Source organism: Paenibacillus sp. UNC451MF (genome assembly GCF_000686845.1).
Classification (GTDB): domain Bacteria; phylum Bacillota; class Bacilli; order Paenibacillales; family NBRC-103111; genus Paenibacillus_S.
In genome coordinates this window covers 235,054-257,174 of sequence record NZ_JMLS01000003.1, presented here as the reverse complement: position 1 = coordinate 257,174, position 22,121 = coordinate 235,054, and the positions used below count along the sequence as shown (strand labels likewise).

The following is a 22,121-nucleotide window of genomic DNA, read 5'->3' as shown; positions in this document are numbered from 1 at the left end:
ATGTCATCAATCCTGCTACTCCGCATCTTCAACATAACGATTCGGCTCATCTGTCTTCTGTCCTTTCGATCGCACAAGGGGCGCAATTCATCTCAGCTGTACCTTTACTATACACAGTCGCGAAATGGAAAACGTTACGAAAGGATTACATCTTTTCTTTCACATTCTACAGACTCCGAATTCAGGCTCATTTATCTTATTACGCTGTTGGAAAGGAATCAATTGGAACTTTTGTTCGCAATTTTTGCTAAAAAAACTCGCCCGCCAAACACCGAAATTCAGTGCTTGTGGGCGAGCTTAATCCATTATTTTTTCTTCTTAAAGTTTGCGTCATATGCAGTTTGGTAAATTTCCAGGTATCTCTTCAGATTCATATTATCCAAGTTCTTCACATAGGCGTCCCAGTTCTTATCAATATCCGAATCACCTGTAATGAAGCGTGCCATCATCTCCTTCGCATGATCGAGAATTGTCTTTTCGAGATCCGCTAGTTCCGAGGCTTGATCTGCAGTGAAGAATACTGGAGGCATGACTTTATCGATTGGCATTTGCTTCGGTTCCATCTTCGTTTTGGTTTCGTTATACAAGATGACCTCAAGTGGCTGTTCTGGGTTAGCAACCTCTCCCAAGCGGAAATCGTTAGAACGATAGTTCGGGCCGGTTTGGCTCCAGTTCACATTTTGCACTCCGCCCCATGGGGTCAGCTGTTTCCAAATGGCTGGCTTGCCGTTAATGCCGATTTCCCCTTTTTCCGCATAACGCCATTCGACACCTTCTCGACCTGCATACCATCTTAGCGTAGTATCCGGAGTGTTATATAAGAAGTCAGCTAAGCGGAAGGCCGCTTCAGGATTCTTAGCATTTTTAGTAATGACATATTGACCATTACCTACAACATAAGGATGGTAGGCTGCGTTCTGGAAGCCATTCGGCCCTTTCAACGGTGGCACCGCGACATAAGTTAGCCATCTGCCGCTGCTTCCTCCTAATGTCGTGAGGGAGCCCATGTTATGTCCAGAGGAAGCACCTAAGATAACGGTATCAGGATTCTCACCCAATTTTTTCAATTGGTTGTTATCTTGTGTTAAAGCTTGTGGATCGATTAATCCTTCGGCATATAGCTTACGAATATATTTCAAGCCTTCCTTCCACTCCGGCTTGTTATACGGTACAGTAACTTTTCCATTCTCGAGATAGAGCTTTTTATCACCGTGATCGTAAATAAATGCGTTCATGATGAACGAATCCAGCATTTGCGTCGAGAACAAGTTGCTGCTGGATGCTTGGATCGATCCGGAGAGTGGAATTTCGTCTGCTTTCCCGTTGCCGTTCGGATCTTTTGTTTTGAATGCTTTCAATACTTCATAGAACTCATCCGTTGTGGTCGGCATTTGGAGGCCCAACTTATCGAGCCACGGCTTTTCAATCCACATTCTTTGCTGGTACATACAGTGATAGCACTCGTTAACCTGCGGAAGCGCGTAGATTTTGCCGTCCGGCGCCGTGATCAAATCCTTATAAAAAGCGTTCTCCTGAAACATCTCTTTCATCTCGACGCCATACTTATCGATCAAATCATTAAGGGGAAGAAACACACCTTGAGTGCCGTAAATCATCATTTGTGTCGGAGAAACACCAAAGCCCATGATAACGTCCGGATAGTCGCCGCTGGAGAGAACCAAATTGAGCTTCTCCGTCGCCGATTTCTCTGGAGCTACTTCCCACTCGATGTGAATATTTGTTTTTTGCTCGAGCCATTTCGTAAATTCATTGGTTGCAAAATCTTCAACCGACGAACTGCCTTTAACCAATACCTTTAGGGTCGTTTTTTCGTTAGTGATAGGAAATTGTCCTGCTGGAGTAACAGCGACTTGAGATGGTTTGGAGGTATCCGGCGGTGAGGCATCGTCCTTACCGGAACAAGCGCTTAATACAATCCCCATACTTAAAATCAGCGAGAGCGTGATGAGTGTTATTTTTCTCAAATTAACCCCTCCTAAGAGTTTTGCCTTTTGGCAAAACTGGTGTCGTAAGTATCTATCCCTTCAACGATCCAATCATAATCCCCTTTACGAAATACTTTTGCACAAATGGATAAACAACCAATAGAGGCACCGTTGCAACAACAATCAACGAATATTTCAGCAGCTCCCGCAAACCTTCCCGCTTCGCTTGTTCGGCAACGTCGACAAGCATATTCATATCCACATCATTTTGGACAAGAATGTCCCTCAGAACAAGCTGTAGCGGGTACAAGCTTTGCTTTTTCAAATAAATTAATGCGTTAAAATATGAATTCCAGTGCCCTACCGCATAGAACAGAGCGATAACCGCTATGATAGGACCTGAGAGCGGCAGCACGATTTTCCAAATAAATTGAAAGTCCGTACACCCGTCAAGCTGCGAAGCCTCCAACAACTCGTCAGGAATCGTCGTTTGAAAATATGTCCTAGTAATAATCATGTTCCACACACCCAAGGCTCCAGGTAAAAGCATCGACCAAGTCGTATTAAGCAAGCCCAAATCCTTGACCAGCATGTAGGTTGGAATTAAGCCTCCGGAAAACATCATGGTGAAGACGAACAGAAACATAAACACATTTTTGCCGTAGAAATCTTTTCTCGATAAAGGATACGCTGCCAAAATCGTCATAACCACGTTAATAAGTGTCCCTGCTACAGTATAGTAGATCGAGTTCATAAACCCGCTCCAGATCAGCTTGTGCTTGAACACAGCGCTATAGCCATCCAATGACGGATTAACAGGCCAGAGCCACACTTTACCGGATATGACGGCTTCCGAGCTGCTTATTGAAGCGCTTACAACATAAATTAACGGATAAAGGATCGTAATCAAAAACAACGATAGTATCGTGTAGTTAATAAAAGTGAACAACTGATCGCTTTTCGTCTCTTTAATCGTCGTATGTTCCAATGCATGCTCCTTTCCCCGCTTACCATAAGCTGGCCTGTTTTGTTTTTTGGGCAATTTTATTAACCATAATAAGTAAAATCAGATTGATGACCGATTTAAACAATCCTATAGCCGTTGGATAAGAGTAATTCAGCGCCTGGGACGTCAACCCCACCTTATACACATAGGTATCAATCACTTCAGATGTTCGAAGGTTAAGCGGGTTTTGCATTAAGAGCACTTTCTCAAAGCCTACATCTAGCATATGCCCGGTATTCATTATCAGCATTATGATCGCTATGGGCATAATCCCTGGGATATCGATATGCCACATCCTCTGCATCTTGGTAGCGCCGTCCACAACTGCCGCCTCATGTAGGGATGTGTCGATGCTTGAGAGAGCGGCCAAATAAATAATGCAGCCAAAGCCTACACTTTGCCATATACCTGACCACACATAAATCGATTTGAAATACTCAGGAACTCCCATAAAATTAATTGGGTCCAGCCCTATTAACTTTATAACATTGTTGACAATCCCATTCCTCGGTTCCAGAAGCTCCAAGATGATACCAACCATAACGACCACAGAAATAAAATGCGGAGCGTAGGTGATCATTTGGACGGATTTTTTAAAAAACTGATTTTTTACGTAATTCAAACTTAACGCAAGGATAATAGGAAATGGAAACCCAGCAATCAAGCTATATAAGCTCAATACAATGGTGTTGCTCATCAGCCTCCAAAACTCATAAGAGTTAAAAAAACGGATGAAATGCTTGAACCCGACCCATTCGCTTGCCCAGATCCCCTTCGTTACGATAAAGTTTTTAAAAGCAATTTGAGCGCCGTACATCGGAACATACTTAAAAATAATAATGTAAATCAGCGGGATTGCTATTAATGCATACAGCCTCCATACTTTTCGAACTTTGGTCAAAGGTGTTCGAGTTTTTGTCCTCACGCTAACGCCGGATTGTGCTCCTGATGTTTGCTTAAGCGCTTCCAATTGCTCACCTCCCTCATTGGTTGCTTCTTTCACTTACTGGCATCTTTATTCGAGCTCGGCCCTAACAACTGCCTTGGTTTCACAATAAAGAGTGCAGCTCAAGAAGTAAATGGGATTGTGTGCTGCTCGATGTGCAGCTCTTAAGAATCGCTCATGTGCATTTCTCTTTATGATTTGCATTTTTGCAGAATGCGCTTTCAAATGGCTTTGGAGCCGCGAAATGCTGATGTACTGACACCATTGATACGTTTGAACGCACGGCAAAAGGTGTTCGAAGAGCTATATCCGACCCTCACAGCAATTTCAAATACGGGTAAGTCTGTCTCAGCTAGCAGCTCCTTGGCCAATGTCATCCGAAGATCCTCTAAATAATCAGAGAAGTTGATTCCCATCTGCTCTTTGAAGAATTGGGATAAATACCCCTTGGAAATCCCCATCTGCTCCGCTACTGAATCTAGACAAATATCCGGATCAGCAAATGCCTCTTGAAGCAAGGAAACGATATTCTCCAGCAGCTGTACATTTTGACTTTTTTTATGATCGTTCACGAAGCTGCACACTTGGTGATATATCTGTCCCAGCGACTTATAATTTTTCTCCAATCCTTCATAAGAGGTCATTTCCGTTGATAATTGCTTCAATCGTTCGACCAGTCTCGCGTCGTTAAGTGATACCTGCGGCAGAAGCTTGACCACAGTCCCTACCATCTCGTTCATAAACAATTGCAGCATCGGAACGGATAAACGTCTCTCTTCAAAATTGATTTGATGCAATTCGTGCAGCACGGTTTCTATAGCCTCGAGTTCCCCGGCCATAGCCAGATTACTCAATCGCATCTCCAGGTCTGATGGATAGAAATAGCCGTTGTTTTCCCTAGGCAGCTCTTCATAATGCGCAATTCCATTCTGATTTCTCCACGTTAAATACTGGAGTGTCAGCCGCGATTCTTCATAAGAACGGGAGATATGTAGCAGTTCCTCATAAATGCCTCCAACGGCAAATCGCGTCAAAACATTTATCTGCGTATGAATGAATTCGCTTATACTTGGCAGCGCTTCTCTCAAATAGGAGAGGCCCGACTCAGAACTAATCGATTCAAATGCAAATAGAAGCGCAATCTGATCTTCAGCAACATCATGCCAGTAAAGGTTGACCTGCAGCTCTTTTCTCAATATTTCCTTTATCATGACCCGTTTCATATCGAGCTCCTCCAGAGAAGAAGGGTCAAATCCTCCCTCGTATCCCCGAAGTTGGACAATCGCTACTGCATAAAAACTCCCCTGAGCCTTAATACCGACATGCTGCAGCAGCACGGACGTATCTTTAGCGGACAAGAAATCCCCCTTCAGTAATCTCTCGAACAAGGCCGCCTGCAAATAAGGTGCGTGCTTCTTCATCTTATCCTGCAGCTCATGATTATTATCTATAAGTCTTGAAACCGATTCTTTTATAAACCGATAGGCGTCGGGCCCGGTGTCCGGTTTGCCATCCATCCGTTCCATAATGGTTTCCATGATCGTTCTTAGCGGACGGCTGTTCCGATAAGCAATGAGATAAGCTATCAATAGACCGAGCGCCAGAAAAATAAGGGCTAATGTAAAAATGATGTTTTTGATATAGAGCACTTTTTTCAGTACAATATGCTCCGGTTGTGCAACCAAATAGGTCCAACCGTTGTATGAGGATGTTGTATAGGTGACCCTCATTTGCTGCTGATCCATCTGCTGTAGCATGCTTCCTTGTTTGCCTTTAAGGTTGGCGTTCTGAATCCAGCTTATTGGGGCGTCCGATGCCGTAGAGCTAATGATTTTGCCATTCTCATCGATAATGTAGGCCCAGCCCCCACCAGACAAGTCCAAGCCTCCCATTAGCTTTTGTACCTCTCTGTTGTCTACAGTAATGACTACCGCTCCTTGCGGATAGCCTGGGTAGCCCAAAGAATGAATGTAAGTGAGAAGCGAATATACATTGGCGTTGACAAGCACCTGCTGTGAAGGCAGCATTTTACGCTGCTGGTATGCACCCAGGATCATATGCTTCCAACTATCAGTATCTAGACCTATGTATCGGAATGTATTATAAAATTCAAGCAGCTCATATGTGGTGTTCTCCGTAAATACGAGCTCGCTATTCTTGAAAATGACAAAATAATTAAAAATAAAATTATTAGTCAGACTATAGTTTTGAATACTCTTGCGAGTATCCCAAATACGGTTAATATTTGAGCCTTGAAACGGTTCCCTTATATGCTGAAATTGCATAATTCTCGTATCGTTCACAAGCTGGATAGCGATGGATGAAATTTCAGACAATCGGCGGTCCAATATATCTCTGCTTTGCTGGAGCACATTCATATTGCTTGCGGTAACTTCCTTCTCCATCTCATGAAGCGTCTTATAGTAAATAACCCCTCCAACAAGAAGCGGCAGTAGAAGGAATAACAGGTTTGGTATTAATAGACGCACAAATACGCGGTGACTTCCGCCTCTGCAGCGTTTCAACCTCCACATTTCGAATCTCCTCCATGCCCGAGACTTGACTCCATTGTAAAGTACTTTACACGGGCCGACAACGAAAGATAACGTCGAATGCTGGTTGGAGTTTTGTCGAATAACTATAAAAAGGCTGCTCGAAAGTAGTTAAAAACTACGGACGAACAGCCTTTGTGATGTTTTGTACTAAATTATTTAAGAACCTTTTTTCACGACATCATGATCGACATAACGCTCACCGTTCAACTCGCTGATGACATTAATCGCTACTTTAGCTCCATCGCCCGCTGTAACGATCGTATGCACACTGACACCTGCAGCAGTACCTGCAGCCCAAATGCCTGGAATGGAAGTTTTCCCTTCAGGAGACGCATCAATCACTGTTTTGATTCGCGGTTCGGTGCCGTCTTTCGTTTGCAGCCCGATTTGCTGAGCTAAATCTACTAACACACCCGTAGCCAGGATCACATGCTTGCCTTCATAACGATCGTTTTCCGTCTCAATTTGAAAGCCTTCCCCTGACTTCGTCACATTAGATACCTTGGCCTGAACCAATTCAGCTCCGAATTTGACCGCTTGTTTCTGACCGATATCAACAAGCTCAGCACCTGTCAGTTCCATAACACCATAATGGTTCTCCAACCAAGCGCGTTTGGTCATGCTCTGATCGCTGTCAATTAAAAGCGTTTTCTTACCTGACTTTGCTGCGAACAATGCAGCGCTGCCACCTGCCGGTCCTGCTCCGATTATAACGATATCATACATATTCGATACTCTCCCTTCGTTTTATCAATTGAATGGTAAGGTACTTGTCCATCATTTATAATGCTACACAAGTTGGAATGGATTGTCAAAACGAATGGCTTCATCTCTTTAAATCCCAGCAATAATATGCTAAATTAGTGACAATCTACCCTATTCTATTAAGAGGAGATCGAATTCGATGAACCGGAATCATTGGCAGCATTTAGAGAACGGGATATCTGAAGAAGAACTTGTTTTATTTAAACAATCGATAGACGAAGGCGGTTACTCTGCCTTTCACATGCTGTTGGAAGGTTTTAAGCACAAGCTCAAGCAGTTTCAAGAAAGAGATGAAAAGTCCACATTCTCATGGATTGCCAAAGCGCGCCAGTTGTTTCCTAACCCAGAACATTTCAGTCCCTCTTGGTCTAATGTTTGGGATGAAATGCAGGAAATAGCCTCGATCAAAACAAAGCTTCTTCGTACCATTTCACCCGAAGAGCGTGACGGGGAATGGCAGCTGATTCTGGATAATCCCCACACGATTCAAGAGGTTGTATGCCACCCCGGATTAACGTTTGACGAAGCTTCTTACTTATATAGCTATTTCCGACCGGGTCTGCAGAAAAATGAATACATACGGCTGCAGAAAATTAAAAGCATGGTCATGGAGGTTGGCTCTTAGCTGCCCAATACTGAACGTTGAAGTTATAAAAAAGCGCATTTCTCTCGACAGCATCCGTGAAGTCCTTATTGGAATTCAACACGAAATGTCGAAGGAAATGCGCTTTTTATCGAGTCCTGCGCTTACCCGGGAAATGAAGAATCATTGGGGAAATAATTCTGAAAAGTCAGTGAAGTCTTACCCGATTTCCCATTTGCCGTTGCGGCAATTACAGCCTCACGAATATTGCTTAATTCAAATCTTAACCTAGGTGGATCCAGCTGTAATTGGCTATTTTGGATAAGCTCTACGATGTGTCTGAACGGTTCATGCCATTCCTGGGCTGACACACGTGCTACCCAATGGCGCAGCCAGTATAGGGCAGGCTTAACTCCGGTTTGTCTAGCAATACGTGTCCAATCGACCGGTTTTCCCGATAACAAACCGATGCTCAGTACAGTGCCTCCGATCTGTACACACTGCGCCAGCTCTTCAGCCGCTGAACCTCCGATCGAGTCAATGCCAACCTTAACCCCTCTTCCCTGCGTTATTTCCATTACAGCCTCTTGCAAAGAAGTTGTTGATGTATTAATAACATGTGACGCTCCTAATAGAAGCAAATCTTCTGTTTGCAGCTGGTTACGAGTAACCGCAATGACTTGGAAACCAATCACTTTGGATAATTGAGTAAAGATTCGACCAATTGATGACCCACAGGCATTGATCAAGACGATATCATCGGAAGCTAGATATTGCTTACTTATGAGCCAAGCGGTAACCGGGTTGATGTATAGCTGGGATGCCGTGTCGTTATGAATCGTTTCAGGCACAGGAATAGCCAGCTCCGCAGGCACACGAACAAATTCCTGCCAGGTTCCTTCTCCTCTCAGAGCGAGCACACGCTGTCCCAGCCAAGTTGATGAAACGTTCTTACCGACTTCAGTAACGATGCCGACACCCTCATACCCCGGGATCATCGGCAATGCAATCCGATGCGCATAGGCACCGCTTACTGGAATCAAATCGGAAGGATTAATTGGACTAGTCAACATTTGAACCAGGAGCTCGCCGGGCTCGGGCCGCACTACTTCTTTGTACTGAACCTGAAGAACATCCTTTGGATTTCCGAAGCGAGTGCAGGTTATATATCGAGCGATCATGCTGTTCATTCTCCTCATAGGTAGATCGATATAACATAAGCCGACTTCTCTGCGCACAGAAAAATCGGCCATAAGGAATTTCTCAAAAGTTTTAGTCGGCAAGCACCATGTCCCACTCATGAATTTCATAGCCTCTGGCTTTATTCACAACATAGGGATCCTTTAAAGCAAAAGCTTCTACTGCCTCAAACGACTCCGCTCTGTAAATGACCATTCCTCCGGCTCCGTCAACAAAACGGCCATTGGCAAAGATATGGCCTTGATTCCGCATGTCCGCCAAATAATCGAGATGCTGCGCTCGATACGTTTGGCTTTTCTCTTCATCAAGCATTGGCAAGAATACAACAAAGTGCTTCATCATTCCAGCTTCCCCTCACAACTCTTATAATAAATGCTTATCATACCATTATAAGACAATCCTTGGTGAATTTCTAATGTCTGCTCATCACTGTCCCGCCGCAGCATGATCAGCCTCCAGCCAAACGTCCGATCTTAATGAATACACCGCCTTTTTGCGGAACTGGGACGGAGAAATGCCTTTCTTTTGATGGAACAAACGAGAGAAATAGGACGTAGTCCAGCCCAGCTTTTCGCTGATTTCTGTTACGGTCCAATCCGTATCCTCCAAGTATTCCATAGCTTTTTCCAGTCGCTTTTCTTGTAAATACTGCATGGGGCTCATGCCGATATGGTCATTGCATATTTTGATAATATAATGAGGGTGAAAACCGAAATGATTGGCTATATCAATCAATGACAGCTTATCCGATAAATGCTCGCCAATATAAGCGGCAATAGGGAAATCCGAATAGGTGCCCAGCTTGGACCTTGTGGTGCCTCTGCTTTGAACAGTTCGCAACCGGCTTTTTTGCAATAGCGAAAGCAGCGTCCCTTTGAAGCCAGAATCGATTCGGTACAACGTTAAGGGCTCGGGCATCTTTCTATATTCCATTGAGAGCTGAAACCAATGCTTCAAATCAGCTAAATCATCACTACTGCAGGGTCCATAAGTCGGATAACCCGCAATGGCGTGATTCAGACCTTCATCATAGAGCTTGAATTTATAATCAACTGCGGTAGATTCTTCGTTGAAATAAAACGCATGCCTGGATTGCGGTGGAATCAAGTAAAAGTAACGGCCTTCTACCGGATACAGATGATCATTCAACTGCATCTCGCCGCTTCCTTTATGTACGATGACCAACTGGTGGTAATGTTCATGCACATGAGGTGAAATTCTTTGCTGTTCCGAATAATCATTTCGAGCAATCTGCAGCACCGTTAACTGAGCATCTCTCAATAATTGTTTCGCTTCAATGGTCATCTTCATGTCTCCTTCTACCCGTGTGGTCTGAATTGTTCGATGACTTAGTGCATTATGAATTTTGAAAAGGGTTTCAAAAATTATCAATTTGGGAGTTGTTCTTAAACTAATGATAGGACGACTGGACACATTTGGAAATTGGGAAACTTATTGTAATGTTATGCTTTCTTATGGTCATGAACTTAAAAAAAGACATCTACCCCGAAGAGCAAATGTCCCACTTGAGTCTATTCAGTTACATTTGAGCGGATGCATCTCTTCCTTTTGAATTCCTATTAGATACGGATGATTTCACCTCTGCACGGCTCCAAATCAAGGTTAATACAGCGGCGACTAGTCCTATTAGTCCAGCGAAATAAAATCCGCTTTTCAGACCACCCCATTCATTAATCCATCCTGCAAGGAAAGGCCCTGCGAACATCCCTACGGCATATACAGCCTGATAAAACCCCATCGCCGTCGCCCGTTTCTCCGGATGGATCTTTTGAATTGCCAAAGTCAGCAGCAACGGGAAATAGATTCCTTGAAAAAAGCCGTTAAGCATTTGGGTGTACACAAGCCCTGAAAAGCTGCTCACCATTGATATCGCCGTAGTACAGGCTGCGCTGCATAGAAAAGCTATAAGCACAAGATTCCATGAACCGAACTTAGGCACCAGCCATCTCCCGGAAATATAATTACTGAAAGCATGCGGCACCATGAATGCAAATACCAGAAGTGTCAAATCCATCTGACTGGCTCCTAATGCAAGTGCATGTGATGGAGTAAAGCCAAACATCGTAATGAACAGGATACTATGAGCTAATATGGATAATGTCGACACTTTTAAAAGGAGCGGCTCTCTCATGACCTGAACCAGATCCTTCAGTTCAATTGGTTTTCGCGATATGCCCTGTTTGGGCTCATAAATGAAGAAGCTTACAATAAGGCCAAGCATACCAATGATGCTGCCAAGCCAGAAGGTAGAGCTCCAACCCCACTCCTTAACCAAGTATCCGCTAACGCTCATCCCGATTAACTGCCCGCTTGCCGTCAAAAGGCTGATTAAGCTCATGGCCCGAGTCGCCTGCTCTTGACTGAAGTAGCTGGCATACAATACCGTGAACGCTGCCCAAGTAGATGCCCCGATTCCGGAAATAATGCGTCCGGTTAACATCCAACCGAGATGTCCCCCAAGTGCGAAGCATAAGCAGCTTAATGTAGTCCCAATCATACCTATCATAATATAAGGCTTTCGTACTTTCATCCTGTCTGAAGCAATGCCAAGAGGCAGTCTCAGCACAATTTGAACGAAACCATAGCTTCCGAGCACTAATCCAGCAAAGCTATATGTCGCGCCTAAATGATCCAGATAGGGAGATAAAATCGGAATATACGTATACAACGAAGCCCAGTAAAATAAAGTCACCAAAATAAAAATAAAATGATGCCAGCGAGTTGGCATAGCTTGGTTTGCGTTCATGCCGAATTCTCCTCTATGTTTTGCTATCCAAACTATAGTACGGTTCCCTTTGATTGTAAACCGTGTTTATTGCAATCTCGAATAGGTTGAAAAAGCCGGCATCCCTAAGGATCACCGGCTATCTCTATTAATCCTATAAGCTCATTTCCAGAATACTGCGGACATCGGATTCATGCAAAGGCTTGAACGAGCCGACAGGTCCGAATCGCACCGTTTCTTTGGCCATCCGTTCCACTTCTGCTGCGTCAATGTTAAGATCGCTCAAGCGGCTGGGCGATCCGATTCTTGTAAAGTAATCACGAGTAGCCTGGATACCTTCTAGAGCTATCTCATCATCGGACTTGCCTGACGGATCAACCTGCCATACCCGAACGGCATACTGGACGAACCGATCAATTCTTTCTTTATACACATACTTCATCCAATTCGGAAACAGGATGGATAGCCCTTCCGCATGCGCGATGTCGTACACAGCGCTGACCTCATGTTCAATCATATGAGTTGCCCAATCGTTCTGCATCCCGACACTTATCATGCCGCCGTTTAGCGCGTAGGTTCCGCAAAGCATAAGATTAGCTCTTGCTTCATAATGGTTAGGATTATGTATCGCGTTCTCTCCGTTTTCAATAACGGTTTGCAAAATGGATTCGCAGAAGCGTTCCTGAAGAGGTGTCTCCGTTGTTTGGCTGAAATACTGTTCGAAGACATGCGACATCATATCGACAATTCCGTTGACGGTCTGATTTTTAGGAACCGTATAGGTCAGGGTAGGATCCAATATGCTGAACTTCGGATAAATGTGAATGCTTCCAATTGCTTTCTTCAGCTGATCCTCCCAGTGGGTAATAACTGAGCTCCCGTTCATCTCCGAACCCGTTGCCGATAAAGTTAGGACGGTTCCTAACGGGATAGCCGATTGAATAGCCGCTTTCCTCATGAAAAAGTCCCACACATCGCCATCGTACGGTACTCCGACAGCAATCGCTTTTGCTGCATCAATGACACTGCCTCCGCCGACAGCAAGAATAAACGGGATGTCGTATTCCCGACAAAGTGAGATCCCTTTTCTAACTGTACTTACACGAGGATTAGGCTCTACTCCCGGCAGCTCATGCACCTCAATATTTACTTGCTGTAACTGCTTCACAATTCGCTCGTAGAGGCCGGTCGATTTGATGCTTCCCCCACCGTATACTAGCAACACTTTGGTTCCGTATGAAGATATGGCACTGCCTAGCTGCTCCAGCATACCATTGCCAAACATGATTTTAGTCGGATTCAGGAATTGAAAATTATTCATTGTTGTCCTCCTTCATTTGGTACCAACCCATTTGATCTTGAGTGATCATGACTGGCTTCAGACCTATTATATCTCCATGTTAGATTGTTGAAAATAACTGACGACAAGCCCCCTTACTAACCCACTCGTAACTTACTAACGAAAACGTTTGTATCGTTATCCATATAAAAAACCACCGAACCCATAGAAAAGTCCGGTGTTTTGTCGTCGTATTATGGAGTCGTTATATTGACATCATCAATGTACATCGTACCTGTTCCTGTAGAATGTGTGATCAGCTCAACACTGTCGATCGCAGTTACGCTGTTTCGGAAGGTTCCGCCGGTAACAACGGAAGTTCCATTTACATACACATTAGACTTGTTCGTTGCCACATCCGCTTCGATTTTAATGGTCAACCATGTATTCGGAGAATAGTTAGCTATGGTAGACATAGTCCCGTCCCCGTTCCGATAACGAAGAGTTCCATCCGAGTTAGACTGAATCGTTGATGCGATGGTAGAGCCCTGCTTTAAATGAACATACAGGTTATTCACTGCTGAAGGCAGCATGACCTTGTATTCCATTGTCACTTTACCGGTTTGAGTGGCAAAGCTTTTGTTCGCTTTCACAGAATTGGTCGTATCTGTATCATTAAGCTTAATGCTTTTGTTGGAAGAGCTAGGCAAGTCCTCAATCGTTACATTGCCGCTGGTCGTGTAACCGGTTGGCGCTGCTCCTGTAGTCATGCTGTTGAAATTATCATTAACGAGGGTTGTAGAAGTCGATGGAGGAGTCGATGTGGAATCAGGTGCCCACCAGTTACCGGAAACCGTAATCATGACAAGAAGACGGATGCTGTTCTCAAAATATCCGATGCTCGATGTAGACGTATTGGCCATTTTTGTCCATAAGCTGTTGAGCCAAGTTTGATTGCTGGAATTGATCATGGCACTTACCGCAAATGGAGCAACGAAAGCCATTGAATTTTCTGTTTCACCCGAGATGACCGTACCGTTCAGATTGTAACCCGAAATAATATTGTTTGGATTAGAAGAGGTCTTCGTTTTCACCCAGTTATTTAACGTTGTTAATTGCCCTATTGCCCGGGTATCGCCTGTCAGCAAATAGTCTACAGGGATGCGCCAAGGAGTACGCGAAGAGTTGTAGTAGTATTTACCATCATTCACATCCTCCAAATACTGGGAAGGTGCCGGTACGTAGCTGCCAGAGCTGTATACGGCAAAATCGGGCATTAGTCCCGTACTAAGACTGTTATTGTTATACAAGGTGTTAATGATGGAATATGACTTGGTCGTGACATTCGCCCAATTCGCGTCCGTAGTAGCTGTTTGGAAAGCCTTGAGATGGCTTAACATGTAGTCGGATAAACGCGTTCCTTTTCCGTATTGGGTATCGCTATTACTCGCCCAGTCCCCCATTTTCAATAGCCACTCGCTGGAATTAACATCTTTAGCCATAATAGCATTAATGAGCGATTTGGCTTGGTTCAAGTAATTGATAGTGCCGCTGCTTCCCCATTGTTTATCAGCCAATAACAAGGAGTACGCAATATCCATGTCTCCATCTGTCGCAGAGTCATTCCCACCGTCCGGATTGTCGATAATATTGCCGCTGCTATCTTTTATTTGCTGCCAAGCCATTAAATTGCTGTTATTGACGCTTGGATGAGCTTTATAGAATTTATATAGTCCGTCAAAATAGGTTTTGGCATTCGTATCATAGCCGGCCATAAGGACAGCTGCCAGCATTCCATAACCATGGCCTTCCGAAGATGAAACTGCATTTGCTGGATCTGCTTCGCCTTCAAGGTTATAGAAGACGTAATATTGGTCGGACGCTTTCGGATTTTGCTTCAAGTATCTGGCTTTCCACTCATCGTATATCCTTTTAACATCGTTATCCAGTTGGGTTTGGGTTACATGATTGGGTTTGATGGTGCCCGAATAATACGTCGTGTGCTGTGGGAACGGTTTCAATTCTCCTGCAGCAGAAGCGGTGAATGCTTGAAACGGTAGTATAGTAGATATCAAAAGTATTGCGCCAAGAACTCGGCCTTTTCTCATTAAATCATCTCCTTTATTGTGGATATGCTTGGATAGCTGTGATCCAAAGCAGGAACGCTCGATTCGATTTACTACCACATCTCCTTTTAATGTGAATTGTCTTGGCCTCGACAATCACAGTATAAGGAATCGAACGACTGTCCACAATGAAGGAAACTCAACAGTTTTTGCTTAAAATTCATTTTTCTACCATTTTTTATATCCTTAAATTTTGTTTATATCATTAATAAATATGGTTGTTGTTACTATGTGGTCATCCCTTGTCATTCCCATTCTGCCAACGCTCTGCGAGCAGCATTTTTCAAAACAACGTCATCCATAGGGGGATTATGCAGACCAGCTCGAACATCCCGGTACATGCGCTCCAAAGGAAGTGTTCGAGACAAGCTGGCTCCTCCAACAATTCTCATAGCTCTATCGACAATTTGCTGGGCACTATTGGTTGCTAGGTATTTCACGATGCCAAAATCAGGCTTCAACGCGCTTCTTTTATCCGGCTGCTCATCCCACCGTGCTGCAACGGAATACATTAGGGTTCTGGCCGCAGTCAAATCCACCTCCATTAATCCAATGAGCTGCTGAATATGAGGAAGCTCTGCTATAGGCCCTGGCAAGCTGTTCGGGCGGTAGCGGCTAGCGTACTCTACTGCATAGTCACGAGCTGCATAAGCAATGCCCAAGTAACACGCTGGAATATGGAGCATCCATCCGCCTCCGTCATCTTGTTTGGGATATTTGCGATCTACATCCATTCGGGAGATAAAGTCATCATCCGGTACAAAAGCGCGGTTCAGAACGAGATCGTGGCTCCCTGTCGCACGCATCCCAAGCGTATCCCAGGTCTCATTAATGGTGATTTGCTCCGAACGCGTAACTAAGAATTCCCCGTTACGTTCTTCATTTGCAATAGCAGCAGATACGATGAAGTGATTCAAAATCGGGCTCAGCGTACTGTATGTTTTTGTACCCGTAAGCAGCCAACCCCCGTCGACTTTCTCTGCTACGGTCTGTGGCTTGCCTCCTCGGCTCGGACTGCCCGTTGCCTTCTCACTTGCAAAGCTGTTGATCATGGAGCCTCTTTCCACTACTTCTATGCAGAACCTTTCAAATAAAGCTTCCGGCCACGGCCTAGCAGCACGATAATGAAGCATATGCCCCATATGCCAACCTACAGCCAGCGCTGTCGAGCCATCTCCCCTTGCCAATCGCTCCTGCAGCAGCACCAGCTCATACAGACCGATTTCCTCGCCGCCATATTCTTTAGGAACAGGGAGCTTCAAATATCCAGCTTGTTTCATATCTTCAAAGTTATCGAAAGGAAAATCCCCTTCTTTATCATGCTTCGCTGCCCTCAAAGCAAATTGTGCAGCAAGTCGATCGGCTAAAGCGGCTAACTCGGCTTCTCTTTCGTTGCGAATGAAGGGGTCCAACGTCGGCATTATAGTCATGATCTCACTCTCTCTTTGGAAAATATTAGATAGCTCGTTGTTTTCATTATACAGAAATTGCTCCGTACAACCAGCTTCTACTGAAGAGATTTTATTTTGAAATGCCTCACTCCTCTCTTCATTGAGGCTGCAAAAAAACAGATCGCTCATTTACCGCTAAGTGAATCAGTAAATGTCGATCTGTTTCATTAATAATTCCGTGTATTCAGCAGATTATCCTATAATTGCAGTCTTGACTTGTTCCCATAACCCGAAGCCGGCATATCCCATGGGCACTATGAATGCATTCCATATAAGAACGAAAGTAATCGTGATGCAAATGCTCTCTATTATAAACCCGCTGAATTTGCCTGTACTCATAAGAGGGATGACCAGCTTCCACTTCGAGGGAGGAATCGGATGAATACCTTGCTTTGTAAGAACATCACAGGCTAAATGCAGCGAGTATGAAATGGCACCTGCCATCCACAAGTTCATGCTGAGCATAACAGAAGCATAATACAGCAACCCTCCCCAGATGAGAATCCCGTAGATGGAATGAGTTAACCCCCTATGCGGAAGTACCGCACATACCATCAGTAGAGCCCCGATAGTCCCCCACCAAGGTCCAGCCGATGCTCCCAGATAAAGCATTAGCCCACCTAATACAATCATGAGCAATTGGCGGAACGCCCTCTGATTGACTAAGCACATCAGAATTAATAATGCTCCGGCAGCATAGCTAAAGGGCGTATAAAACGATCGCAGGTATGCATAAACGATAAACCCAATGCCCATGATCGCAAACAACCATCTCAGCTTCGTAAGCAGAGATTTCGGCAATGTTTTTTGCAGCAGCATACTGTTAGGCTCGTCGATATCAGGCAGCAGCGAACTAACGAGGGCAACTGCACAAACGGGCAAGGAAATACCTTGACCGGTTATTTGCAATATAGACAATGTCACCCCTGTGCTGACAACTAAATGGGTTCTTCCCGTCATAACCTAATTGAACTCCTTTTCATTTCCGTGAAGTATTCAGCAAAGATGCCTTTCTATATTGTACCATAAATAACATTCTCATGCGAACAAATGTACGGTGTCCATGAAATAAAAAGAAGCCCTTACTTAGAAGGACTTCTCTTGGATCATATACACAACAATGATGGCATGAAGTTTTAGCGAGCTGCTTGAGTCTGTTTTCCAGTTAGCATTTTGGCTTGCTTCCAATTTCCCCACACGTAATAGCAAATGGATAGTACAATACCGATAATAAATCCTACAGGAAAGCTCCACCAAACAGCATCCAGACCGTATTTGGCGCTTAAGTAGTAAGACAGCGGAATTCGGATACACCACAATGCCAAGAAGGTTGTTAACATTGGCACCATAACCGCCCCGGTTGCCCGAACCACTCCGGATACGACGAAGGTAATTCCAAACAATATAAATGCCCACAGAGTAATCAAGTTAATCCGCATTCCGATCGTAATTGCTTCAGGATCTTTGAGAAATAGCCCCAATGCTTGTTTATTGAATAAATAAATGATACCTACCAATACGCCTGTCATAATAAAGTTGATCATAATACCCATCAATGTCGTCTTGTGTACGCGATCCCACTTACCCGCTCCCACATTCTGGGCAGCCAATGTCGAAACCGCACCGCCTATTGCCATGGCAGGCATCTGAACGTAGCTTGACAGCTGCATCGCTGCACCAAAGGCTGCCGTTGCAACAGATCCGTAGCCGTTAACAAGATTGATGACTGCGATAGCACTGGTCGAAACGATTAACATTTGCAAGCCCATCGGCACGCCTTTTTTGATAAGCGATCCGATGATTTGACTGTCGAATCTCAGATAAGGCAGATCCTCGCGAGTAATTCTGAGGTAATGCTTCTTACGGTATAAAAACACAATAAGACAGGCCAAGCTTACAAATTGTGCGATAACCGTAGCCACTGCCGAACCGGAAATTCCAAGTGCTGGTACTGGACCCCACCCGAAGATGAACAAAGGATTAAGCACAATATCCAGAAATGTGGATATTAACAAGAAATAAAACGGAGTCTTGGCGTCCCCGGCACCGCGCATGATCATCATAATAAAGTTGTATCCATACATAAAAGGCAACCCGATAAATATAATGCGCAAATACGATGTGGCAAAATCCATTGCGTCATGAGGCGTATTCATACCTCGTAGTATCATCGGTGAGAATACCAAACCTATGATTGTAATCACTAGAGCCAGCACCAAGAAGAACAACGCGCTAGTTCCAACTACTTTTTTCGCTTGTGTCTCGTCCTGTGCCCCGACGCTCTGTCCGATCAAGATCGTTGAAGCCATGCCGATACCAAAAACAAGACTTAGCAAAAAAAACATTATATTGTTGGCGTTGGATGTAGCCGCGAAGGCGCTTTCTCCTAAGTAATTACCAACCCAAATGGCATTGATCGTTCCGTTAAGCGACTGCAGCACATTCCCCATCAATAGGGGCATTGCAAACAAAATAAGCTTTTTACCAATATGTCCTTCCGTTAGTGATGCATCCATTTGATAGGCCATCTTCTCACTCTCCCAGCGCAAAGGGCAGCCGCGGCTGCCCTCAACTTCTTTTACACGCAAATAATTTACCAATAAAAATAATTATATCCAAACGGACACCTCACGTAAAGTCCATGTACTTTGGAGTGATATAACATGAAATGTGACAAATATTTTAAAAAAGCGATTCCAAACGACACTTTCTTCTGATACTATAATGAAAGTGTTTTTTTTGAGATTTTATTAAAATGAGGAGTGTAACCATGCTGCAACGCGAAATTCAAGTCAACGAACGTCCGCCGCTGCTTCAAAGCATCCCGCTAAGCTTACAGCATCTGTTTGCGATGTTCGGATCTACGGTGCTTGTGCCGGTACTGTTCAAGGTGGATCCAGCCACCATCCTGCTAATGAACGGGATAGGAACCCTGCTCTATTTGTTTCTTTGTAGAGGACGTATTCCCGCTTTTCTCGGGTCAAGCTTCGCCTTTTTATCACCTGTCTTCGTCGTACTGGCAACCCAATCGTACGGAGCGGCGCTCGGAGGCTTTATCGTTTCCGGTTTTATTTTCATCCTGGTGTCATTGTTAATCAAATTCATCGGTACACGTTGGCTCGACGTCGTCTTTCCTCCTGCAGCTATGGGAGCCATAGTCGCGGTTATCGGTCTTGAGCTGGTTCCGACTGCTGCTGAAATGGCTGGCTACATTAAGCCTGCAAATGCGGCGGCAAATTGGAGCTTCGATCCCAATGCGATTCTTATTGCTACGATCACACTTCTTGTTACGATAATAGGTAATGTGATGTTTCGTGGCTTTCTCAAAATCATCCCTATCCTTGTCGGTATCGTATGCGGTTATATAGTCGCTTATTTCCTTGGATATGTAAATTTCGATGCAGTAGTCAAGGCACCTATGTTCTCTCTGCCTACCTATTACAAACCAGAGTTCAGCAGCAGCGCTATTGCGATTATTGTTCCTGCCGCTCTTGTAGTCATCGCTGAACATATTGGACATCTCATTGTAACAAGCAATATTGTCGGTAAAGACTTATCCAAAGATCCAGGGTTATTCCGTTCCTTGCTTGGTAACGGGATCTCAACGGTCATTTCCGGTTTTGCCGGCTCCACTCCTAATACGACTTACGGCGAGAATATCGGTGTCATGGCGTTAACTCGGGTATATTCCACTTGGGTTATCGGAGGAGCTGCGATCTTTGCCATTGTTCTCTCGTTCTTTGGCAAATTGGCAGCGTTGATTACGACGATTCCAACTCCTGTTATGGGGGGCGTCTCCCTGCTCTTGTTCGGTGTTATTGCTGCTTCTGGTATCCGAATGCTCGTTGAAACCAAAGTTGATTATTCCAAAGCAACTAACTTGATTCTTACCACCGTCGTATTGGTTATCGGAATCAGTGGAACTACGGTTACACTCGGGGGCTTCTCACTCAAAGGGATGGCACTTGCTACCATCATTGCGATCGTTCTCAGCTTGTTCTTCAAATTGATCGAGACTTTAAAGATATCCAACGAGTAACCAAAAATAAAAGACATGCCTCCCACACTTCGAGTGAGAGCGCATGTCTTTTTTATATCTTAGGTGTGCTTTGCCTTAATCATGAATGAGGAAGCGAGCGCAAACAAGCTAACAATGAAGCCATATAAAAACATATTGGATATACCCAAGTAAAAATCGGTTGTTTTGACCAAAAAGGCTCCCATAATCGTAACCCCGATGGCTGTTCCAATGTTCCGCGAAAATAGCTGCAGCGAAGTCGAGATCCCTTTCTCATGTGGCTTAACGAGCTGTTGAGAACCGATAACAGATACGGTTGCTATCATTCCGAAAGCCAAGCCCTGAACGAACATAGCGAATGAGGCATACCAGAAGCCGGTTCCTTCACTTAAAAATAGCAGCATAACGCCCGACAGCACCAAGAATATATTTCCGATGATTAACAGACGACCGTATCCCCATTTGACAATCCACTTCCCTGCTGGTACCGCCATGGCCATCCAGCCGAACGACATCCCAAGGAGTGCAACACCGCTAATGAATAAAGAGTAGCTTTCCTTTTGCAAAAACAACGGTATGTAGTTAGACGCACCGAACAATGAAGCGCAAGCCAAGAAGGAATTGACAATCATCCATGCAATCGGTGGATTTTTCAACAAGGATAGCGGAACAATAGGTGATTCGTGACGTTTCTCGTAAGCTACGAAGAGACCCATTAACACAACCCCAAGCAGTGCATACACATAGACGTTGCTTTCCACAATGGTTGTTAATAGCAGCAAGCTTACACCAACAGCAAAAATGAAGGCTCCAAGTAAATCCACCTTTGATTTTTTCGGCTGATACACTTCTTTATAAAAGTACAATAGTGCAACTGATACAATACAAATCGGGATATTAATAAAAAATATCCAGCGCCAGTTGGCGTATTCAACAAACATGGCTCCAAGCATAGGGGCAAGGATAGCGGATAATCCCCACATCGCCGTAAAGAAAGCCTGAATCTTCCCCCGCTTCTCCACCGGGAACAAATCTCCCGCAATTATTGCAGGAAACGGCATCATAACCCCGGCACCAATCCCTTGAACTGCACGGTAAATAACGAGCTGCAGCATCGAATTGGAGAAGCCGCACAGCATAGAGCCTAACAAGAACAAAATGATACCTACTGCAAAAATCTTCTTTCTGCCGAATAAATCGGATATCCGACCAGCGACCGGCGATACGACGGTAGACATAATCATATACGAGGCGAAGCTCCAAGCGTAGAGCTCGAATCCTCCTAATTCCTCTGTTATGACCGGCATCGTCGTATTGGCTATGGTCGTATCCATGGAAGCAACAAGATTAGCCAGTACGATACTAACCATGACTGGCATTCTGCTGGATGCAGTTGTCTTCACCGCGGCGGGCGCACCAGTAGTCATAATAACTCCTCCTTAGAGTTTTCCGAAGGAAAACTAGCTTCGTAAGCAATCACTTTGAGTTTTCCGATGAAAA

The 22,121-nt window shown here is 44.5% G+C and carries 17 protein-coding genes; 2 read left to right on the top strand and 15 right to left on the bottom strand.

The window, feature by feature from the left end; genetic code table 11:
* Nucleotides 1-305: 305 nt before the first annotated feature.
* From BP97_RS0106650 to BP97_RS0106630, 5 genes are all read right to left on the bottom strand, one after another.
* Nucleotides 306-1,985 (bottom strand): ABC transporter substrate-binding protein, encoded by a 1,680-nt coding sequence (locus BP97_RS0106650; protein WP_028548397.1) that lies wholly within the window; start codon nt 1,983-1,985, stop codon nt 306-308.
* A gap of 52 nt (nt 1,986-2,037) precedes the next feature.
* Nucleotides 2,038-2,934, bottom strand: a complete 897-nt coding sequence (locus BP97_RS0106645; protein WP_028548396.1) for a carbohydrate ABC transporter permease — start codon at nt 2,932-2,934, stop codon at nt 2,038-2,040.
* 19 nt (nt 2,935-2,953) lie between these two features.
* Nucleotides 2,954-3,877 carry an ABC transporter permease gene (locus tag BP97_RS0106640; RefSeq protein ID WP_231506244.1) on the bottom strand — a complete coding sequence of 308 codons (924 nt, stop codon included), beginning with the start codon at nt 3,875-3,877 and terminating at the stop codon, nt 2,954-2,956.
* A gap of 242 nt (nt 3,878-4,119) precedes the next feature.
* The gene (locus BP97_RS0106635; RefSeq protein ID WP_028548394.1) at nt 4,120-6,432 is read right to left on the bottom strand and encodes a helix-turn-helix domain-containing protein; all 2,313 of its coding nucleotides are present in this window, start codon (nt 6,430-6,432) and stop codon (nt 4,120-4,122) included.
* A 177-nt stretch (nt 6,433-6,609) separates the two neighbouring features.
* Entirely contained in the window at nt 6,610-7,179 is a 570-nt protein-coding gene (locus BP97_RS0106630; RefSeq protein ID WP_028548393.1) for an FAD-dependent oxidoreductase, read from the bottom strand.
* 178 nt (nt 7,180-7,357) lie between these two features.
* Here BP97_RS0106630 and BP97_RS35505 point away from each other — a divergent pair, with 178 nt between their 5' ends.
* Nucleotides 7,358-7,843 (top strand): hypothetical protein, encoded by a 486-nt coding sequence (locus tag BP97_RS35505; RefSeq protein WP_051620417.1) that lies wholly within the window; start codon nt 7,358-7,360, stop codon nt 7,841-7,843.
* A 122-nt stretch (nt 7,844-7,965) separates the two neighbouring features.
* Here the strand turns inward: BP97_RS35505 and BP97_RS0106620 are convergent, their stop codons facing one another.
* The 9 genes from BP97_RS0106620 to BP97_RS0106575 all read right to left on the bottom strand — a co-directional run bounded on the left by BP97_RS0106620 (nt 7,966) and on the right by BP97_RS0106575 (nt 19,131).
* A complete protein-coding gene (locus BP97_RS0106620) occupies nt 7,966-8,982 on the bottom strand; it encodes a zinc-dependent alcohol dehydrogenase family protein (protein ID WP_028548392.1) in 1,017 nt (338 codons plus the stop codon).
* 91 nt (nt 8,983-9,073) lie between these two features.
* Nucleotides 9,074-9,340, bottom strand: coding sequence for a YciI family protein (locus tag BP97_RS0106615; protein ID WP_028548391.1), 267 nt, complete (start codon nt 9,338-9,340; stop codon nt 9,074-9,076).
* A gap of 87 nt (nt 9,341-9,427) precedes the next feature.
* Nucleotides 9,428-10,306 (bottom strand): helix-turn-helix transcriptional regulator, encoded by an 879-nt coding sequence (locus BP97_RS0106605; RefSeq protein ID WP_028548390.1) that lies wholly within the window; start codon nt 10,304-10,306, stop codon nt 9,428-9,430.
* Nucleotides 10,307-10,541: 235 nt separating this feature from the next.
* Entirely contained in the window at nt 10,542-11,768 is a 1,227-nt protein-coding gene (locus BP97_RS0106600) for an MFS transporter (protein ID WP_231506233.1), read from the bottom strand.
* Nucleotides 11,769-11,901: 133 nt separating this feature from the next.
* The gene (locus tag BP97_RS0106595; protein ID WP_028548388.1) at nt 11,902-13,068 is read right to left on the bottom strand and encodes an iron-containing alcohol dehydrogenase; all 1,167 of its coding nucleotides are present in this window, start codon (nt 13,066-13,068) and stop codon (nt 11,902-11,904) included.
* Between the two features lie 212 nt (nt 13,069-13,280).
* Entirely contained in the window at nt 13,281-15,134 is a 1,854-nt protein-coding gene (locus BP97_RS35500) for a family 8 glycosyl hydrolase (RefSeq protein WP_064745672.1), read from the bottom strand.
* A 263-nt stretch (nt 15,135-15,397) separates the two neighbouring features.
* The gene (locus tag BP97_RS0106585) at nt 15,398-16,582 is read right to left on the bottom strand and encodes an acyl-CoA dehydrogenase family protein (protein WP_028548387.1); all 1,185 of its coding nucleotides are present in this window, start codon (nt 16,580-16,582) and stop codon (nt 15,398-15,400) included.
* A 213-nt stretch (nt 16,583-16,795) separates the two neighbouring features.
* Complete coding sequence (locus BP97_RS35495; protein ID WP_051620416.1) at nt 16,796-17,563, bottom strand: metal-dependent hydrolase; 768 nt, start codon at nt 17,561-17,563, stop codon at nt 16,796-16,798.
* A 176-nt stretch (nt 17,564-17,739) separates the two neighbouring features.
* Nucleotides 17,740-19,131, bottom strand: a complete 1,392-nt coding sequence (locus tag BP97_RS0106575; RefSeq protein ID WP_028548386.1) for an MATE family efflux transporter — start codon at nt 19,129-19,131, stop codon at nt 17,740-17,742.
* A gap of 242 nt (nt 19,132-19,373) precedes the next feature.
* Here BP97_RS0106575 and uraA point away from each other — a divergent pair, with 242 nt between their 5' ends.
* Entirely contained in the window at nt 19,374-20,642 is a 1,269-nt protein-coding gene (gene uraA / locus BP97_RS0106570; RefSeq protein ID WP_028548385.1) for a uracil permease, read from the top strand.
* Nucleotides 20,643-20,701: 59 nt separating this feature from the next.
* On the opposite strand, the gene BP97_RS0106565 is transcribed toward uraA, so the two are convergent.
* Nucleotides 20,702-22,048, bottom strand: a complete 1,347-nt coding sequence (locus BP97_RS0106565; protein WP_051620415.1) for an MFS transporter — start codon at nt 22,046-22,048, stop codon at nt 20,702-20,704.
* Nucleotides 22,049-22,121: the final 73 nt, after the last annotated feature.

What these genes read in the sequence shown, in the direction of transcription:
- BP97_RS0106585 (WP_028548387.1), bottom strand. Translation starts at nt 16,582, where the DNA reads ATGACTATAATGCCGACGTTGGACCCCTTCATTCGCAACGAAAGAGAA.
- uraA (WP_028548385.1), top strand. Translation starts at nt 19,374, where the DNA reads ATGCTGCAACGCGAAATTCAAGTCAACGAACGTCCGCCGCTGCTTCAA.
- BP97_RS0106615 (WP_028548391.1), bottom strand. Translation starts at nt 9,340, where the DNA reads ATGAAGCACTTTGTTGTATTCTTGCCAATGCTTGATGAAGAGAAAAGC.
- BP97_RS0106565 (WP_051620415.1), bottom strand. Translation starts at nt 22,048, where the DNA reads ATGACTACTGGTGCGCCCGCCGCGGTGAAGACAACTGCATCCAGCAGA.
- BP97_RS35495 (WP_051620416.1), bottom strand. Translation starts at nt 17,563, where the DNA reads ATGACGGGAAGAACCCATTTAGTTGTCAGCACAGGGGTGACATTGTCT.
- BP97_RS35500 (WP_064745672.1), bottom strand. Translation starts at nt 15,134, where the DNA reads ATGAGAAAAGGCCGAGTTCTTGGCGCAATACTTTTGATATCTACTATA.
- BP97_RS0106595 (WP_028548388.1), bottom strand. Translation starts at nt 13,068, where the DNA reads ATGAATAATTTTCAATTCCTGAATCCGACTAAAATCATGTTTGGCAAT.
- BP97_RS0106620 (WP_028548392.1), bottom strand. Translation starts at nt 8,982, where the DNA reads ATGATCGCTCGATATATAACCTGCACTCGCTTCGGAAATCCAAAGGAT.
- BP97_RS0106630 (WP_028548393.1), bottom strand. Translation starts at nt 7,179, where the DNA reads ATGTATGATATCGTTATAATCGGAGCAGGACCGGCAGGTGGCAGCGCT.
- BP97_RS0106605 (WP_028548390.1), bottom strand. Translation starts at nt 10,306, where the DNA reads ATGACCATTGAAGCGAAACAATTATTGAGAGATGCTCAGTTAACGGTG.
- BP97_RS0106635 (WP_028548394.1), bottom strand. Translation starts at nt 6,432, where the DNA reads ATGTGGAGGTTGAAACGCTGCAGAGGCGGAAGTCACCGCGTATTTGTG.
- BP97_RS0106600 (WP_231506233.1), bottom strand. Translation starts at nt 11,768, where the DNA reads ATGAACGCAAACCAAGCTATGCCAACTCGCTGGCATCATTTTATTTTT.
- BP97_RS0106575 (WP_028548386.1), bottom strand. Translation starts at nt 19,131, where the DNA reads ATGGCCTATCAAATGGATGCATCACTAACGGAAGGACATATTGGTAAA.
- BP97_RS35505 (WP_051620417.1), top strand. Translation starts at nt 7,358, where the DNA reads ATGAACCGGAATCATTGGCAGCATTTAGAGAACGGGATATCTGAAGAA.